The sequence below is a fragment of the Bradyrhizobium centrolobii genome, from assembly GCF_001641635.1.
Lineage (GTDB): Bacteria > Pseudomonadota > Alphaproteobacteria > Rhizobiales > Xanthobacteraceae > Bradyrhizobium > Bradyrhizobium centrolobii.
Genome location: NZ_LUUB01000080.1, coordinates 251,702 through 268,409, shown reverse-complemented (window position 1 = coordinate 268,409; position 16,708 = coordinate 251,702). Strand labels below are relative to the sequence as shown.

Here is a 16,708-nt window from a genome sequence, read left to right as displayed (position 1 = left end):
GGATCGGGCTCCCGACGCGATCCCGGCAGAGGGGGTGGTTGCAATGATTCGTGGAAGCTGTCTGTGCGGCGCGGTGCGGTTCGAGGTCGACCAAGTGCGTTCGCTGACGCACTGTCATTGCGCCAATTGCCGCAAGTTGACCGGCGCGCCATTCGCCACCTATGCCCATGTCGATGCCGGCAAGTTTCGCTTCGTCGCGGGCGAGGACATGATGGTGCGCTACGAATCCGCGCCGGGGAGTTTCCGCCATCGATGCAAGGTCTGCGGCTGCCTGACGCCGGGCAAGGCGAGCTATCTTGAGACCGTCAGCATTGCCGCCGGGTTGCTCGATGACGATCCGGAGGTCAGGCCGCGCCTCCACGTATTTACCTCGTCGCGCGCGCCGTGGTGGACGATCCAGGACGATTTGCCTCAATACGAAAAATGGGTGCCCGGCTACGCACCGAAGTCGTGAGCCTTGCCTCGCGTGCGAGGTGACTCGAGCATCTCGGTCGACTAGATTCGTCGCACTCGAGCCTCTTAAGCAACCTCATTGAGCAGCGCGCTGCCCGCCAGATAGAGGCCGAGCAGGATCATCGCGACCAGGAACCAGTGGCGAAATGCCTCCGCCGGCATGCGCGCCCGCACCGACTGGCCGATGAACATCCCGGCAAAGGCGCAGGCCATTGCGACGGCGCCCGGCACGGCGTTGGCCGGGGTGAGGAGGCCGCCCGCGGTGAGGTTGAAGGCGAGCGCGAGCGTTGCGACCGTGAAGAACACGCCGAGCGCCTGCACGAGTTCGTCTTTCTCCATGCCGATCGCCTGCATGAACGGCATCGACGGGATCACCTGCACGCCGGTCGAAGCCGAGATCGCCCCGGTGATGACGCCGACCACGCCGCCGACCCATCTCTCGTTCTTCGGCGCGACGCGGAAGTGGAACTTGTTCAGTCCGATCACCGCGTAGATGATGAGCAGGAGGCCGAGCACGATCGTGCCGTAGCGCGCATAGGGGCCGGTGAGCGCGCCGGCGTTGAGCCAGCATCCGATCACGGTGCCGACCATCAGCGGCCACAGGCGCTTGAGGATGTCGCGCAGGTAAGGGCCGACGAAGGTCTGCCAGATGTTGGTGATGATGGCGGGCACGATCACGATGGCGATCGCGCGGCCCGGCGCCATGCTCACGGCGAGCAGGCCCATCGAGACGGTCGGCAAGCCCAGACCGATCACGCCCTTGACGAATCCGGCGATCAGGAAGACGGCGGCGATGAGGATGAGCAGCGGGTCGATCATACCGCCCACATTGACGGAAGCTGCGCTTCAGCACAATCTGGAGGTTCCGGAGATAGCCTTCGCCATTGACGAAGGCTGAACGTCGAAGGAGACAGCAAGTGCGTTTCGACCTCGTCGATCTCCAGCTTTTCATCGCGGTCGCCGACCAGCGCAGCATCACGCGCGGTGCCGAGCGGTCGCATCTTGCGCTGGCCTCGGCCAGCGCCAGGATCAAGGGGCTCGAGGACGCGCTCGGCGTCGCGCTGCTCAAGCGCGGCCGCCGCGGTGTCGAGTTGACCGCGGCCGGCGAGAGCCTGCTCGATCACTCTCGCCTCGTCATCCACCAGGTCGACGCCATGCGCGGCGATCTCGCCGGCTTTGCCAGCGGCGTGCGGGCGAGCGTGCATTTCCTCGCCAACACCTCCGGCCTGTCGGAGCACCTGCCGAAGGCGCTCGCCGGCTTTCTGCACGAACATCGCGATGTCGCCGTCGACATCGAGGAGCGCGAGAGCACCGACATCGCGGCTGCGATCACCGCGGGCGCCGCCGATCTCGGCTTCGCCGCCGAGCATGCGCTGCCCGACCACATCGAGCGCTTCGTCTTCAGCGAAGACCGTCTGACGCTGGTGACGTCACGGCGCGGCCCGTTCGCCGGCCGCCGCCAGATCGACTTCCAGGAGGCAGGCGGTTGCGATTTCGTCGGGCTGACCAGCGCCACCGCGCTCCAGCTCCATATCTCAAAGCACGCCGCCCGGCTCGGCATGCGCCCGCATTATCGCGCGCGCCTGCGCGATTTCGATGCGATCTGCCAGATGGTCGCCGCCGACGTCGGCGTTGCGCTGGTGCCGGAATCCGCCGCCCGCCGTTGCGCCAAGCTGATGCCGCTCGCCATGGTTCGCCTGCGCGACAGCTGGGCCAACCGGAGACTCGTCATCTGCGCGCGAAGTTTCAAGACGCTGCCGCGGCCGGCGAAAATGCTGGTCGAGCATCTGCGCGCCGCGGCGATGTGAGGGCGTGCTGCCAAGATGCGAGGTGCAGTGTTGCCACGCGCTCCGCTCTGCTCCCTCCCCCTTGCGGGGGAGGGCAGGGAGGGGGGTAGCCCAGGAAAAAGTCTATCAAGAACAACGCGCGACGTTCGCGCAGAGACGGAGAGCGTGTGCCGTGTGGCACCCCCCTCCCTAGCCCTCCCCCGCAAGGGGGGAGGGAACGCACCTGTTTTGTGGTGATGGCTGTGCCTTAAGTCGCCGCCTACTTCGCCGTCTCGACGCCGGCGTCCTTGATCACCTTCGCCCACTTCGCGGTCTCGTTGGCGATGAACTGCCGAAAATGCTCCGGCGTGTCGCCGACAAGGCTCGCGCCCTGCGCGGTTAGCTTTTCCTTCACGGCCGGATCGGCCATCGCCTGTGTCGCGAGGCGGTGAAGCGTTGTTACGATCTCCTTCGGCGTGCCCTTCGGCGCCACCATGCCGTACCAGTTCTCGATGCGTAGGGCAGGGAAGCCCGCTTCCGCCGTGGTCGGCACATCAGGCGCGGTCTGTGCCCGCTCGGGCGAGCCGACTGCGATCGGACGTAGGCTGCCCGCCTTGATCTGCGGCAGCAGCACCGGCAGATCGAGGAAGGTCATCTTCACCTGCTGGCCCAGGAGATCGTTCACCGCCGGGGCGGCGCCACGATAGGGCACGTGCACGATGTCGATGCTTGCGGTCAGCTTGAACAATTCGCCGGCAAGATGCGGCAGGCTGCCGGGGCCGGAGGAGGCGAAGTTGAGTTTTCCGGGCTGCGCCTTTGCCAGCGCGATCAGCTCGCCGATGTCCTTGGCGGGCACGTTGGTGGCAACGACCAGCATCTCCGGCACGGTCGCGACCAGCGTCACGGGCGTCAAATCTTTCAGCGTGTCGTAGGCGACCTTCTCCATGCTCGGGCTGATCGCGAGCGCGCCGGCGCTGGAGATGGCGATGGTGTAGCCGTCGGGCTGGCTCTTTGCGACCGCGTCGGTGCCGAGCACGCCGCCCTGTCCGCCGCGATTGTCGATGATGACCGGCTGGCCCGAGATCTCCGACATGCGCTGGCCGATCACGCGGGCAATGATGTCGTTGGGACCGCCGGCCGGAAACGGCACCACCAGCCGGATCGGCTTGGCCGGGAAATCCTGGGCCGCGGCGAGCGACGGCAGCAGGAGCAGGGTTGCGAGGACAAGCTTGCGCCAGTTTTTCATGCAAGCTCCTCGCCCGCCTATCCGTTGAGCAATTTCAGCGCTTCTTCATGCACGCGCGGATCGCCGGCGGCAATGATGCGGCCGCCGCTTTGCGCCGGCTTGCCTTCCCAGGTGGTGACGACCCCGCCGGCACCGGTGATGATCGGGATCAGCGCCGCGATGTCGTAGGGCTTGAGCTCGGTCTCGACCACGAGGTCGACATGGCCGGCGGCCAGCATGCAATAGGAGTAGCAGTCGCCGCCATAGCGCGAGAGCCGCGCGCCCTTCTCGATGCGGCCGAAAATGGCGCGGTCGCTCTCGCTCATCAAGAGCGGGCTCGTCGTGTAGGTCGTGGCCTCGGCAAGCGAGGCGCAGCGGCGGACCTGGAGCCGACGTTCGCCGGAGGGGCCTTTATAATTGGCCGAGCCGTTGTCGCCGGAAAAGCGCTCGCCGATGAAGGGCTGGTGCATCATGCCGAACACCGGCGCGCCCTTGTGCAACAGCGCGATCAGCGTGCCCCAGATCGGGAAGCCGCCGATGAAGGATTTGGTGCCGTCGATGGGGTCGAGCACCCAGACATAGTCGGCGTCCTCGCGCTCGTTGCCGAACTCCTCGCCGACGATTCCGTGCTGGGGGAAATTGGCCTTGATCAGGCGCCGCATCACCGCCTCTGCCGCGCGGTCGGCCTCGGTGACGGGATCGAAATCCTTGGTCTTGCTCTTGTCGTCGATCGAGAGCGAGGTCCGGAAGAACGGCAGGATAGTCTCGCCGGAGGCGGTGGCGAGCCGCCCGATGAAGGCTGAGAAGTCGATCACCGTCACGGCGAATCCTCAAAACGAAAGTCGGGTGAAGCTCGCATCTGCCTAGCTCAATTCGCCCCCGCCGTGCAGCGCTGTCTTGATTTGCACCCTGGTATTTTGGATGCCGGGGCGGCTGCCTCCTCTGAGCCATATCCTGGCCAAATATCGATCACGACGTTGAGAACTTAGTTCCGGATATGCCTCGTTCGTATGCAAACGGCTATCAACCCATTGAAATTCCTTATCAAAGAAACTGAATCCGGATTTCGCTGGAAGCAATTGAGCCCTGTGTTTTTTGCATGGGAAACGGCTCAAAAGCCCTTGCACTTTGTGCGGCGCAGTCGCATATTGTTGCGGTGCGGTAGCGCTTCGCGTTACCGCTGCCCTCCTTGGGCGTTTCCTCCCTAGACTTGGGCCGCTTGTTCATCACAAGCGGCCCTTTTTTCTTGGGCCTCTGTTTTCACTTCAACGCGCGCTCGGGCGCGAATCGAAAACGCTCCCGCGCGAAGCGCTCGCGATGCGATCGCGCGACGAAGGGCGCGAACCGCTATTCCGCCGCCGCCTGGAACGGGCCGAGATCTGCGAAGGGAATCGTCGTCGCCAGCACGTCGGCGAGGACTGCGAAGTCGGATGCGACCTGTGCGAAGCGTGCGCCGCGCTCGCGCCGCCGCTCGTCCATGTAGATCGCGCGGTTGAGCTCGAGCTGCACCGCGTGCAGCCCGCTCGCGGGGTTGCCGTAGTGCTCGGTGATGAAGCCGCCGGCATAGGGCTTGTTGCGGCCGATCGAATAGCCGAGGCTGCTCATGGTCTCCTCGACCCGGTCGGGCAGGAGCGGCGTGCAGCTCGTGCCGTAGCGGTCGCCGATCACCACGTCCGGGCGACGCGGCTCGTCGCGGGAGACGCCGACCGATGGCATCGAGTGGCAATCGATCAGCACCACCGTGCCGAACAGCTGGTGCACCTTGTTGATCAGCCGGCGCAGCGCGCGGTGATAGGGCTTGTACAGCGCCTCGATCCGCGCCAGCGCATCGTCGACCAGGATGCGGTCGCGATAGATCTCCTGGCCGTCGCCGACCACGCGCGGGATGGTGCCGAGCCCGCCGGCCACGCGCATCGAACGGGTGTTGGCGAAGCTCGGCAGCCGCCCGGAGAACATCCGGGGGTCGAGCTCGTAGGGCTCGCGGTTGACGTCGACATAGGAGCGCGGGAAGTTGACGCGCACGGTCGGAAAGCCGCGAGTGCTGAGGTGGCCGATCAGCTCGTCCATGAACGAATCTTCCGAGCGCCGCAGCGTCGGCAGGTCGATCCGCGAGGCCTGCAGGAATTCGTCCGGGTACGTCGAGCCGGAATGGGGCGAGTTGAAGATGATTGGCGCCCGCCACTCCGCGGGCTCCACGATCTCGAACGCTGGCGATACCTCGCCGTCAAACCGGGTCATCTGAGGGGCTTCGTCCCTTTAGCATCCGCAGGATCCGGCAGGGCTCGGATCGAATTGATTCGGCCGGTCGAGCGGCTCTTATGTGCTTTCATTGTCTGGAATCGCAACCATTCTGCCAAGCGAAAAAGTGTGATCGGCGCTGGAACGTGTCTTAACCGTGCAGGCATGGAGGCGGCATCGCTCCGAACGGCTCGATTGATTCGTGCCGCATTCCGGTTCACAAAGAACCGGTGGATCGCGGCCCAGGGTAAACATTTTCACCACAAATTTACCCTCTGTCGGGCTTAGTGACCTCTGCTGATAGTCCTCTTGGGATTCGACGTTTCCTGCCATGCCAAAAATCCTGCTTGCCGAAGACGACAACGACATGCGCCGTTTCCTGGTCAAGGCGCTGGAAAACGCCGGTTTTCAGGTCTCATCGCACGACAACGGCATGGCCGCCTATCAGCGGTTGCGGGAAGAGCCTTTCGAGATGCTGCTCACCGACATCGTGATGCCGGAGATGGACGGCATCGAGCTCGCCCGCCGCGCCTCGGAACTCGATCCCGACATCAAGATCATGTTCATCACCGGCTTTGCCGCGGTGGCCCTGAACTCGGATTCGGACGCTCCCAAGAACGCCAAGGTGCTGTCGAAACCGGTGCACCTGCGCGAATTGGTGAGCGAAGTGAACAAGATGCTGGCGGCCTAAATCGGCCCCGTTCCGTCCTTGCGCCGGCTCCCCTGAGCCGTTATAGGGACCCCACCCGATCTAGACGACCTCTAGGGCACGTAGCTCAGCGGGAGAGCACTACCTTGACATGGTAGGGGTCACAGGTTCGATCCCTGTCGTGCCCACCATCCTGCGCTCGCGAAGCGAGAGAAGGATGCCGCGCCGAAGGCGAACGGGCGCAGGCGGGCTTGTCGCCACGAGCCACGGCTCGGCAAGCCACGATCATACCGGCAGCCAAACCCATCAGAGCGAAGCGTACTGCAATTGGGTGGGACCGTCTGGAACAGCCCGGCGCCGGCCGGCATTGATGTTCCATGACCAAGGCGGCCGGGAAGACATTTAAAGTCGGTGACCACGTGAGCTGGAATTCCGAGGCCGGCCGTGTGCGCGGCCACATCCTGCGCGTGCACAGGAAGGACGTCGACTACAAGGGCTACGTCCATCACGCGAGCCCGGACGATCCGCAATACGAGATCAAGAGCGACAAGACCGACCACGTCGCCCTGCACAAGGGCCGGGCGCTGCGGCGGCTGCGGAGCTGACGGGCGGCGGTCGCGCTGACAGGCAGGGCATCCCATGGCTCATCCGTTCTTCACGCTCGGCCACGCGACCCGCCCGATTGACGAGTTCGTCGAATTATTGCGGAACGCCGCCGTCACGCTCGTCGTCGACGTTCGCACCGTGCCGCGCTCGCGCACCAATCCGCAGTACAACCGCGAGACCTTGCCGCAATCGCTCGCGGCGCATTCGATCGGCTACGAGCATATTGCCGCGCTCGGAGGCCTGCGCGGCCGCAAGCGCGACGTGCCGCGCGCGTCCAACGCCTTCTGGCAGAACGACAGCTTTCACAATTACGCCGACTGCGCCATGAGCGATGCCTTTCAGGACGGCCTCGCGCATCTACGGGAACTGGGTCACGAACGGCGTTGCGCGATCATGTGCGCGGAGACGCTGTGGTGGCGATGTCACCGGCGGATCATCGCCGATTATCTCATCGCCGCCGGCGAGACCGTTGTTCACATCATGGGACCAGGGCAGGTCGAGCCGGCCGAGATCAACCCGGCCGTGCGAATCCAGCCTGACGGCCGTTTGTGCTACCCGGCGGAAGGTTAGCCAATCGTCCCCGGTGGGGCTATGCTTGCCGTAGTTGCGCACCCCGGATCGAGCGAAGCGAAATTCGGGATATTGCCCGCCGCGTGTTCTCCCGGATTACGCTGCGCTCCATCCGGGCAACGGCCTCCATCCGGGGCGCGAGACACCCGAATGAGCGTTTCCGTCATCGAACAGGCAAAGATCCAGGCCGAGGTGCTGATCCCGCTGGTCAAGGCCCTGCAGGCAGAGCTCGGCGAGACGCGCGCCAACGCGCTGGTGCGCCAGGCGCTCGGCGATCTCTACCGCCGCTACGGCGAGGAATTCTGGAAAGCGAAGAACGAGACCAATCTCGGCAAGGCCGTCGCGTCGGCCTTCAAGACCTACGCCCGCGACGATGCGATCGCCTATGACGTGATCGAACAGACCGAGGACGCATTTGCCCTCGATGTAAAGCGCTGCGCCTATGCCGAGTTCTACAAGGCGCTCGGCGAGCCGGAGCTCGGTTTTCTCCTGATCTGCACCGCCGACTTCGCGACCGCGGATGGATTTGGCCCTGACGTCACGCTCGCGCGCACGCAGACGATCATGCAGGGCGCCGATCACTGCGACTTCCGCTACCGGCGCGATCCGGCTCGGCCGAAATGAAGGATGCTTCGGCAATGAAGGCGGCCTGTCCTGCAATCGCGATGCTGGCGCTGATCGCGTCCAGCGCCCATGCAGGGATCATTGACTGGCAGGCCGAGCTCGCTCGCTGCCGCGCTTTGCGCGAGAACGCCGAGCCGCTGCTCCGCGCGGGCGAGGGCATCTCGGCCGTCGCGCGCTCCGGCGCCACGGCCCGCCGCTGCGCCTGGATCGAGCACAGGGCAGCCCGCAAGAAGAAGACTGGCGCGGATGTCAGGTAGCCGCGCCGCTGCGCCTTGCGCGGCATCGCACGCTAGGCGCTGATGCTTCTGTCCTTGGCAAGAACAGACGGTGCAATTCCCAAAGTCTGCGACGGATGCTCGCCGAACATCATGAAGTAATACTGTGAGAAGCGCCCGAGCTCATAGAAGCCCTGCTGCATGGCCACCGCCGCCACCGTCGTCGAGCCCGGCGCGCTGCCGCGCAGGATCGAATGGATGGTGCACAGGCGCTTGTGCCGCAGGAAGGTGACCGGCCCAAGCCCGAACACCTCCTGAAAGGCGCGATGCAGGGTGCGTCGCGATACCCTCAGCGCCGCGCAGATCTCCGAAACATGCACCGGGCGAGGGCCGGCTTCGTCCAGATAGTCCTCGACCCTGCGGATGAGCCGCCTTGCCGAAGGCAGCCAGCCGCCGTCGTCGGGCGGCAGAGACGACATGACATTGGCGGCCATGCACTCGACGATCGACCGTTTCCAGAAATCGGCGGTCGACGTCGTGAGACCGTATTTGTGGGTGCGCAGATGAGACATGATTTGCATCAGACGGCGCGAGGCGATCGCGCCGGTCGCAAGATCCGCCCGGAAGTGGCCCCGGCTGCGCCATGTGTCGGGATCGCTCAGCCTGGCGTCGCCACCGAACAGCGACGTCACCTCGTTGAGATCGAGGCGCATGGCCGCGTAGGCGGATGCACCGTGAAAGACGCCGTCATGCTCGAGCAACGGCGGAATCACGAGCACGTCGTTGAGCTGCATGTCGAACGACCAATGGGCCACGCGCTTCTCCGCCGCCAGCAGCATGCCGATGATCAGCTTGTCGTCGCTGGAGATGCGCTGAGTGCGCATGCCGACGTTGAAGGCGCCGATGCTGAGGGAGAAATCTCCGATGCCGATATGGGACAGCGTGCCGCGCAGCCGTCCGCGTCCAAGCTGCATGACGTCGACATGGGATCCGTGAACGGCCTGGTGAAGGCCCTCGAAGCCGTCAAGCTTTTGCGAATCAACTAGAAGCAACTGCCCCATGGCCGTACTCTTGTACTGAAGGGCGACAATTCTGCGGCAACCAACTGCAAAATACTACCGCAGCGGGAAGCGGATGAGACAACCTGGCTTCCCGTTTCGAGGAAAATCATTGCGGCATTTCACGCGAGATGTCTGCCTCACAACGCTGCTGATTGAGGGATTTGCAACAGGCGTCGTTAAGGCTCACCCCCGTTGCGCCGTGCTGGCACAAACTGCACATCACAGTCGTCCAATCTTCGGTTACCTTTTGCAACCTAAGCGATATTCGTTCGCTCCTCGGGATCGCGGGGAGAACGCAGTCAGATTCTGTTGTGTGCTCAAACGGTACCTAAAAAAGGAAGAGATGTTTACGTAACGCATCATTTGCATCTCCAGCCTTCAGCGCCAGGAAGAGGGGCCAGGCAATGTGTCCAGCGCATAGGGCAGTCTGTCATCGCCGACATCCGCTGAATTCCGCGCCGTAGCGCGAGGTGGAGTGCGCGTATCGGAGTTTTCACGATGCTGCGGGCAGGCCTGGATCGCTGCGAGTGGTTGCCGGATGACGTGAAGACGGGCGAGATGGTCTTCATTCCCGGCGGTACCTTCCGGATGGGCTCCGACCATCATTATCCCGAGGAAGTGCCGAGCCATCGCGTGTCCGTCGACGGCTTCTGGATCGACCGCACGCCGGTGACCAACCGGCAGTTCAAGCAGTTCGTGAACGCCACCCGCCACGTCACCGAGGCGCAGATCGTCCCGGATCCCAAGGACTATCCCGGAGCGGTGAAGGAGATGCTCTACGCCGGCTCGCTGGTGTTCTCGCCGCTGCCGCGCATCACCGATCTCCGCGACTGGAGCCAGTGGTGGAGCTTCATGCGCGGCGCCAACTGGCGTCACCCTTATGGCCCCGGCAGCAACATCAAGGGGCTCGACGATCATCCCGTCGTCCACGTCTCCTACAGCGACGCGGCTGCCTATGCGCGCTGGGCCGGCAAGGATCTGCCGACGGAGGCGGAGTGGGAGTTCGCCGCGCGCGGCGGCCTCGACGGCGAGGAGTTCGCCTGGGGCGATGCGCTGATGCCGGGCGGCAAGCATATGGCCAACATCTGGCAGGGAAACTTCCCTGTCCAGAACCTCGGCGAGGATGGGTTCGAGCGTACCTCGCCGGTCATGGCCTTCCCGCCGAACGGCTACGGCCTCTACGACATGATCGGCAATGTCTGGGAGTGGACCTCGGACTGGTGGTCGCCGAAGCACGAAGCCGACGCGGCAAAGCCCTGCTGCATCCCGCGCAACCCGCGCGGTGGGCGCGAGGAGGCGAGCTTTGATCCATGTCTACCAAGCATCCGCATTCCGCGGAAAGTCTTGAAAGGCGGCTCGCATCTCTGCGCGCCGAACTATTGCCGCCGCTATCGCCCGGCCGCGCGCCATGCCGAGCCTGTCGACACATCGACCAGCCACGTCGGATTCCGGTGTGTGGTGAGGCTGTCCGGCCGTGCGCCGGATATGTTGAGAGATGGCGCTGCGTGATCGGCATAGTCCGACGCGCAACAGCCGCGCCGCTACTAACCATCTGGATAAAGTCGTCAGGAGTTTCCGCTCTGCCGCGGACCGGCTGGAGGAAAAATGCCCGTCCTCCCAACTCTATATGTGGCCTGCAAGGGGCTTGCTTCAAGCCCCCGGTCATCCCGTAGAACCCCCGGCCTCAGCCACAACTTGGGGGGTCACGAGATGAGCGCATCGATATCGACGGATCGGGCACAGGCGGCCGGGCGGATCGCCGGAGCGGCGACGAGTGGCCATGCGGTGGTGATCGTCGGAGCAGGTCCGACGGGACTGATGCTCGCGGGCGAACTGGCACTGGCGGGCGTTGACGTTGCCATGGTCGAGCGGCGCGTCAGCCAGGACCTTGCCGGCACGCGCGCCGGCGGATTGCATTCGCGCTCCATCGAGATCCTCGATCAGCGCGGCATCGCGGACCGATTCCTTAGCGAGGGGCAGTTGGCCCAGGTTGCGGGGTTCGCATGGCATCGTCTCGACATCAGCGACTTTCCCACCCGGCATGCCTACGGGCTCGCGCTGCGGCAGAACCGCATTGAGCGCATTTTGGCCGACTGGGCCAGTGAGCTCGGCGTGCGGATCTATCGCGGGCGCGAGGTGACGGCGATCTCGCAGGACGAGGCCGGCGTCGGTATCGACGTGACTGGCAGCCCGCCGCTGCGGGCGAACTATCTCGTTGGCTGCGACGGCGGACGAAGCCGGGTTCGTAAGGCTGCCGGCATCGATTTCCCCGGCTGGGATCCGACAACGAGCTGCCTGATCGCCGAGGCTGAGATCACTGAGGAGCCGGAATGGGGCCTCCGTCGCGACGACAAGGGCATCCACTCCTTCTCGCGTCTGGAGGACGGGCCCGTGCGGATGATGGTGACCGAACGGCACGCCGGACCACCCGGCCGCAGCGAGCCCTCCTTGCGCGATCTCAGCGACGCCCTCATCGCCGTGCACGGGACCGATTACGGGATCCACAGTCCGACCTCGATCTCCAGATTCACCGATATGACCCGGCAGGCAGCCACTTATCGTGACAGGAGAGTGCTGCTGGCCGGAGATGCCGCGCATGTACATTCGCCGGTAGGCGGCCAAGGCCTCAACACCGGCTTACAGGATGCGGTGAATCTGGGATGGAAGCTGGCGCAGGTGGTGAAGGGGACGTCGCCGGAAAGTCTCCTCGATACCTACCACGCCGAACGCCACCCGGTCGCCGCGCGCGTCCTGCGCAACACGATGGCGCAGACCGCGCTGCTTCGTCACGACGACCGTATCGACGCCTTGCGCGACTCCGTGTCCGAGCTCCTCGGCATGGACGAGCCTCGCAAGCGGTTCGGTGCGATGATGTCGGGTCTCGACATTCATTACGATCTCGGCGAGGGACATCCGCTGCTCGGGCGCCGCATGCCCGATCTCGACCTCATCACCGCCGCTGGTCCACTCAGAATGTTTACCCTGCTGCATGGTGGCCGCGCCGTGCTGCTCAATCTCGGCGAGCGAGGGGCCTTCGATATCGCGCCATGGGCGGATCGGGTCCAGTCGATCGACGCCGACCATGCCGGCCCGTGGGAGCTTCCCGCGCTCGGACCGGTCGCTGCGCCTCATGCCGTGTTGGTGCGGCCCGACGGCTATGTCGCGTGGGTGGGCGATTCAGCTCAGCACGGACTCGCCGAAGCGCTCACCACCTGGTTCGGCCCGCCCGCCGCGGCATAGTGCTCTTTCGTGCCGCGGACGCAGCGCAGCGCTTCTTGAGCGGTGCGCTGCAAAGCCGGGGCCCATGTGGCAGCGCCGTGCTGTGTTGCCAACTGGGTCCCCCGGCCCTGCGCGGCAACGCTTGCGCGTTGCAGCGCGTCCGGGACACGAGCGCGGAGGACCTACCGCCCATCCCGCCAGAACGCAGTCTGCAGCGGGAGCTGGTGGCGGATCATGGCGACGCCGTCGATGACCTTGAGGCCGCGGACGGCGCAGGCTGCCATGAACTCGGTGCGGCGTGCGGCGATGATGTCGAACACAGCGCAATCCTTCGGCAGTCGCGCCGGATCCATCGGCAGCGCGTCGGTTGCATGCAGGCCAAGCGAGGTCGCGTTCACGCAGAGGCCGGCGTCGTCGAAGCGTTCCTCAAGGCTGATATCGAGATCGGGGAATTGTCCGCGCAGCTTTGTCGCCAGCGCCTCGACCGGGCCGGGCACCTCGTTGAGGATACGCAGTCGCTTCAAGCCGCCCGCCGCCAGCGCGTGGCAGATCGCGCGGCCGGCGCCGCCCGCGCCGATCACGACGCAGCGACGGTTGGGATCGAAAATCCCGGCCTGGCGCGCCGCATTCAGAAATCCCCCGCCGTCGAAGGACTCGCCGACCAGCCTGCCATCGGCATCAATGCGGATGGTGTTGACGACGCCCTCGAACCTTGCGGCGCGCCCGACCTCGTCGCAGAGCTCGAAGGCCGCCGGCTTGTGCGGCATGGTCAGGTTGAAGCCCGCAGTGTTCGGCGATCTCGCCAGCACGCGGATCGTCTCGGCGAGATTTTCCGGGCGTACATCCATCGGCACCATGTGCCAGTCGAGGCCCTGCTCGTGGAAATAGGGCGTGTAGTGGCGCGGCGCACCGACATGGCCGGCGGGATGGGCAAAGATGAAGACGACGCGCGAGGCGCCGGTCGGAAGTTTCATGATGTCACCCCTTGACCGCACCGGCGGTGAGTCCGGAGACGAGATAGCGGCGCACCGCAAGCGAGAAGATCAGCACCGGCGCCATCACCAGCGAGCCGCCGGCGGCGATCTTGCCCCATTCCCAGCCCTCGTAGTTCATGAAGTTGACGACGGCGACGGGCGCCGTGCGCGCATTGGTCCGGGTCAGGATCAGCGCGAAGAAGAAATCGTTCCAGGCGTAGAGGAAGCAGAGGATCGCGGTCGCGGCGATGCCGGGCGTCACCATCGGCAGCACGATCTTGGTGAACACGGTGCGCGTGCGCGCGCCGTCGACGAGCGCTGCCTCCTCCAGCGAGATCGGCACCGTGTCGAAGAACGGCTGCATCATCCAGATCACCAGCGGCAGGTTGAAGCTGGTGTAGACCAGAACCAGGCCCGTGATGGTGTCGAGCAGGCCGATCCAGCGGTAGAACAGGAAGAAGGGGATCGTGAACGCGATCGGCGGCGCCATGCGCGTCACCAGGATCGCGAAGCTCAAGCCATGTTTGCCGCGACCGGCCCAGCGCGACAGTGCGTAGGCCGCGGGCACGCCGAACAGCAACGCCAGCGCTGTCGAGAGCGAGGCGCTGAGCAGGCTGTTGACGAAGGAGGCCGAGAACGCGCTGTGCCAGAGCGAGATGTAATTCTCCAGCGTCGGCGTGAAGATCGGCGGCGGCGGGAATTGCAGGATCTGGTCGTTGGACTTGAAGCTCATCTGCAGCAGCCACAGGAACGGCGAGAGCAGGATGAGCAGCGTGACGACGATCGCGACCAGCCGTCCGGGCGTCGTGCGGCGTCCGGAATGTTCGCTCATGCCATCGCCTCTCTCCGGCGGCCCATCCAGACGAGGCCAAGGCTGACGCCGGCGACGAGTAGCAGCATCACCACCGTCACGGCGCTGGAATAGCCGATCTCGTTGGTGTCGAAGGCAAGAAGGTACGCATAGTAGTTGGTTACTTCAGTTACCGTGCCGGGGCCGCCGCCGGTCAAGAGGAAGATCAGCGGGAACGCCTTCACGCTGTCGATCAGGCGGAACATGCCGGAGATCACCAGGATCGGCGTGATGAAGGGCAGCGTCACGTACCAGAAGATCTGTAGCTTGTTGGCGCCGTCGACGAGGGCGGCTTCCGAGTATTCCTCCGGGATGGTCTGCAGCGCCGCGAGCACCATCAGGAAGGTGAAGGGCAGCCACTCCCAGGTGTCGGCGATGATGATCGCGGTGAGCGCGAAATCGACGCTCGAGGTCAGCGCTGGCATGGTGAAATTCAACAACTGCGCCGAGTAATTGAGCGGGCTGATGTCGGGCGTGTAGATCAGCTTCCAGATCACCGCGACCACGATCGGCGGCAGCACCATCGGGATCAGGAAGAAGGTGCGGGCGAATTCGACGAAGCGCGACTGCACGTTCAGAAGCAGCGCGAGCAGCATGCCCAGCAGCACCTGGAACAGCACGCCCCAGAACGACAGCTTGGCCTGCACGAGCAGCGAATTGACGAAGCGGGGGTCGCCGGGCAAGAGGCCATAGTTGCGCAAGGGCGCGCTGAAATCGGTGGCCGAGCCCGGCGTCGTCAACTGGAATGGCGTGAGACTCGTCACGACGAGATAGATCGCCGGCAGCACGGCGACCGCAAACAGCACGATCAGGCTCGGCGTGAGCGCGAAGGCGATGAACCTGCGGCGCTCTCCGTCAATTCCACCCTGGCTCAAAGCTGCGTCCCGGCGCGACGAAGTGCTGCGATCGCCTGGTCCTGCGCCGCGTTCATGGCGTCCTTCGCGGGAAGCTGGCCGGTCGCGACCTGCTCGAACGCCTTGTTGAGGACGTCGCCGACGATCGGGAACTCCTTCACGGTGCGATATGCCATGTAGTTCTCGCCCCTGGCCGGCAATTCCAGCACCTCGAGATAGAGCGCGCCGAGATCCTGGCCGTTCACCGTGTTCAGCTTGCGATAGACGTCGCTGGTGATGATCGACCGCCGGCAGACCGAGGAATGACCATGCTCCTTGACGAGCCGCATCGAGATGTCAGGGGAGAGCGCCCATTTGATGAATTCCCACGCCGCCTTCTTGTTCTTGGCGTTTTTGGGAATGCCGAGCCCCTGGCTGTTCGATGCCGGATAGTCATGCACGGGACCCGCGGGCATCCGCACCACGCGCGAGGTGTCCTTCACCTTGCTTTCATCGGAAAGCAGGATCGGCGTCACCCAGGCGCTGGAATGGATGAAGATGTTGGAGCGGCCGGTGAGCAGCGACTGCCTCGCCTGGTCCTCGGTGTAGGTGAGCACGCCCTTCGGCGCGCTCTTCAGGAGGTTCGCGTAGTACTCGATGCCCTGAATGGTCTCGGGCCTGTTCAGCGCAGGCATGATGTCGCCGGGTGGATTTTTGAAGATGTTGCCGCCAAAGCCCTGGACGTAAGGCGGCAGGTTCCAGTGATGGAGTTGGAACGAGACGATGCCGTTGACGCCATCGCTGCCGTTGATCTCGGCGCAGACCTGCTGAAGCTCGGCGAAGGTTTTCGGGATCTTCAGCCCCTTCTTCTCCATCAGGTCCATGCGCGACAGCCCCATCACCATCGCGCCGCCTTCCCAGGAATAGCCGTAGGTGCCGCCCTTGGCGTCGCGATAGGGCACCTGCGCGCCTTCGACGAAGTCTTTCGGATTCCATTCGGCTGCCGTCAGGTTGGGGTCGCTCGCGAATTCGTCGAGATTGGCGAGCAGCCCCGCCGCGACCCAGCGCGCGGCGAGGATGAAGGTGACGTTGACGAAATCATAGGCCGAGCCGCCCGAGGACAGTTCGAGATTGGCCTGCTGGTTGTAGACCGGGAAGGCCGAGAGCTGGAGGTCGACCTTCATGCCGCTTCTCTCCTCGAACTCGGGGATGTATTTTTGCAGCAGCGTGAAGAAGCGGTGCTGGAACGAGGCGCCGTGCAGCGTGACGCCGGCAAACGGTTTTGTCTGCGCGATCAGCGGCGCCGGAAATGCCGCAAGCGCCGCGCCTGCGGCGCTCGCTTTCAGCAATTTGCGGCGGGTGATCGCACGAGCGGGTTGGTCCGCCTGGTTCTTCATATTGTCCTCCCTCGATACGGCTTGCCGG

Annotated in this window: 18 protein-coding genes and 1 tRNA gene; 10 read left to right on the top strand and 9 right to left on the bottom strand. The window is 64.6% G+C overall.

Going from position 1 to position 16,708, the window contains the following annotated elements:
* The first annotated feature begins 43 nt into the window (after positions 1-43).
* Positions 44-454 (top strand): GFA family protein, encoded by a 411-nt coding sequence (locus tag AYJ54_RS30060; RefSeq protein ID WP_063704737.1) that lies wholly within the window; start codon positions 44-46, stop codon positions 452-454.
* 65 nt (positions 455-519) lie between these two features.
* Here the strand turns inward: AYJ54_RS30060 and AYJ54_RS30055 are convergent, their stop codons facing one another.
* The gene (locus AYJ54_RS30055) at positions 520-1,272 is read right to left on the bottom strand and encodes a sulfite exporter TauE/SafE family protein (protein ID WP_063704735.1); all 753 of its coding nucleotides are present in this window, start codon (positions 1,270-1,272) and stop codon (positions 520-522) included.
* A gap of 98 nt (positions 1,273-1,370) precedes the next feature.
* On the opposite strand from AYJ54_RS30055, the gene AYJ54_RS30050 reads away from it, so the two are divergent.
* Positions 1,371-2,261, top strand: coding sequence for a LysR substrate-binding domain-containing protein (locus tag AYJ54_RS30050; RefSeq protein ID WP_063704734.1), 891 nt, complete (start codon positions 1,371-1,373; stop codon positions 2,259-2,261).
* A 238-nt stretch (positions 2,262-2,499) separates the two neighbouring features.
* Here the strand turns inward: AYJ54_RS30050 and AYJ54_RS30045 are convergent, their stop codons facing one another.
* From AYJ54_RS30045 to AYJ54_RS30035, 3 genes are all read right to left on the bottom strand, one after another.
* On the bottom strand, positions 2,500-3,465 hold the full coding sequence (locus tag AYJ54_RS30045; protein ID WP_063704732.1) for a Bug family tripartite tricarboxylate transporter substrate binding protein: 966 nt from the start codon (positions 3,463-3,465) through the stop codon (positions 2,500-2,502).
* Positions 3,466-3,482: 17 nt separating this feature from the next.
* Positions 3,483-4,265, bottom strand: coding sequence for a histidinol-phosphatase (gene hisN, locus AYJ54_RS30040; protein ID WP_063704730.1), 783 nt, complete (start codon positions 4,263-4,265; stop codon positions 3,483-3,485).
* A 526-nt stretch (positions 4,266-4,791) separates the two neighbouring features.
* Positions 4,792-5,682: an N-formylglutamate amidohydrolase gene (locus tag AYJ54_RS30035; RefSeq protein WP_063704729.1), complete on the bottom strand. Its 891-nt coding sequence runs from the start codon at positions 5,680-5,682 to the stop codon at positions 4,792-4,794.
* 331 nt (positions 5,683-6,013) lie between these two features.
* Between AYJ54_RS30035 and cpdR the strand changes: the two genes are divergently transcribed.
* The 6 genes from cpdR (at position 6,014) to AYJ54_RS30005 (ending at position 8,388) form a co-directional block, all read left to right on the top strand.
* Positions 6,014-6,373, top strand: coding sequence for a cell cycle two-component system response regulator CpdR (gene cpdR, locus AYJ54_RS30030; protein WP_007597092.1), 360 nt, complete (start codon positions 6,014-6,016; stop codon positions 6,371-6,373).
* Positions 6,374-6,447: 74 nt separating this feature from the next.
* Positions 6,448-6,522, top strand: a tRNA-Val gene (locus AYJ54_RS30025).
* A 186-nt stretch (positions 6,523-6,708) separates the two neighbouring features.
* A complete protein-coding gene (locus AYJ54_RS30020) occupies positions 6,709-6,936 on the top strand; it encodes a hypervirulence associated TUDOR domain-containing protein (protein ID WP_063704727.1) in 228 nt (75 codons plus the stop codon).
* Positions 6,937-6,970: 34 nt separating this feature from the next.
* A complete protein-coding gene (locus AYJ54_RS30015; RefSeq protein ID WP_063704725.1) occupies positions 6,971-7,507 on the top strand; it encodes a DUF488 domain-containing protein in 537 nt (178 codons plus the stop codon).
* Positions 7,508-7,657: 150 nt separating this feature from the next.
* Positions 7,658-8,131 (top strand): L-2-amino-thiazoline-4-carboxylic acid hydrolase, encoded by a 474-nt coding sequence (locus AYJ54_RS30010; RefSeq protein WP_063704723.1) that lies wholly within the window; start codon positions 7,658-7,660, stop codon positions 8,129-8,131.
* A gap of 14 nt (positions 8,132-8,145) precedes the next feature.
* Positions 8,146-8,388, top strand: a complete 243-nt coding sequence (locus AYJ54_RS30005) for a hypothetical protein (RefSeq protein WP_063704895.1) — start codon at positions 8,146-8,148, stop codon at positions 8,386-8,388.
* A gap of 32 nt (positions 8,389-8,420) precedes the next feature.
* Here AYJ54_RS30005 and AYJ54_RS30000 read toward each other — a convergent pair whose 3' ends face one another.
* Positions 8,421-9,407 carry a helix-turn-helix domain-containing protein gene (locus AYJ54_RS30000; RefSeq protein WP_063704721.1) on the bottom strand — a complete coding sequence of 329 codons (987 nt, stop codon included), beginning with the start codon at positions 9,405-9,407 and terminating at the stop codon, positions 8,421-8,423.
* Between the two features lie 498 nt (positions 9,408-9,905).
* Between AYJ54_RS30000 and AYJ54_RS29995 the strand changes: the two genes are divergently transcribed.
* Together AYJ54_RS29995 and AYJ54_RS29990 are read left to right on the top strand one after the other, a co-directional pair.
* The gene (locus AYJ54_RS29995) at positions 9,906-10,916 is read left to right on the top strand and encodes a formylglycine-generating enzyme family protein (protein ID WP_063704720.1); all 1,011 of its coding nucleotides are present in this window, start codon (positions 9,906-9,908) and stop codon (positions 10,914-10,916) included.
* A gap of 201 nt (positions 10,917-11,117) precedes the next feature.
* Complete coding sequence (locus AYJ54_RS29990; RefSeq protein ID WP_082905911.1) at positions 11,118-12,647, top strand: FAD-dependent monooxygenase; 1,530 nt, start codon at positions 11,118-11,120, stop codon at positions 12,645-12,647.
* Positions 12,648-12,808: 161 nt separating this feature from the next.
* On the opposite strand, the gene AYJ54_RS29985 is transcribed toward AYJ54_RS29990, so the two are convergent.
* From AYJ54_RS29985 to AYJ54_RS29970, 4 genes are read right to left on the bottom strand one after another with little or no spacing between them, the layout of a single operon-like run.
* Positions 12,809-13,600 (bottom strand): shikimate dehydrogenase family protein, encoded by a 792-nt coding sequence (locus tag AYJ54_RS29985; protein ID WP_063704718.1) that lies wholly within the window; start codon positions 13,598-13,600, stop codon positions 12,809-12,811.
* Between the two features lie 4 nt (positions 13,601-13,604).
* Positions 13,605-14,432: a carbohydrate ABC transporter permease gene (locus AYJ54_RS29980; protein ID WP_063704716.1), complete on the bottom strand. Its 828-nt coding sequence runs from the start codon at positions 14,430-14,432 to the stop codon at positions 13,605-13,607.
* Complete coding sequence (locus AYJ54_RS29975) at positions 14,429-15,325, bottom strand: carbohydrate ABC transporter permease (protein ID WP_063704714.1); 897 nt, start codon at positions 15,323-15,325, stop codon at positions 14,429-14,431. Before AYJ54_RS29975 ends, AYJ54_RS29980 begins: the two co-directional genes overlap by 4 nt.
* Complete coding sequence (locus AYJ54_RS29970) at positions 15,322-16,680, bottom strand: ABC transporter substrate-binding protein (protein ID WP_063704712.1); 1,359 nt, start codon at positions 16,678-16,680, stop codon at positions 15,322-15,324. The genes AYJ54_RS29975 and AYJ54_RS29970 overlap by 4 nt, the downstream gene beginning before the upstream one ends.
* Between the last annotated feature and the right edge of the window lie 28 nt (positions 16,681-16,708).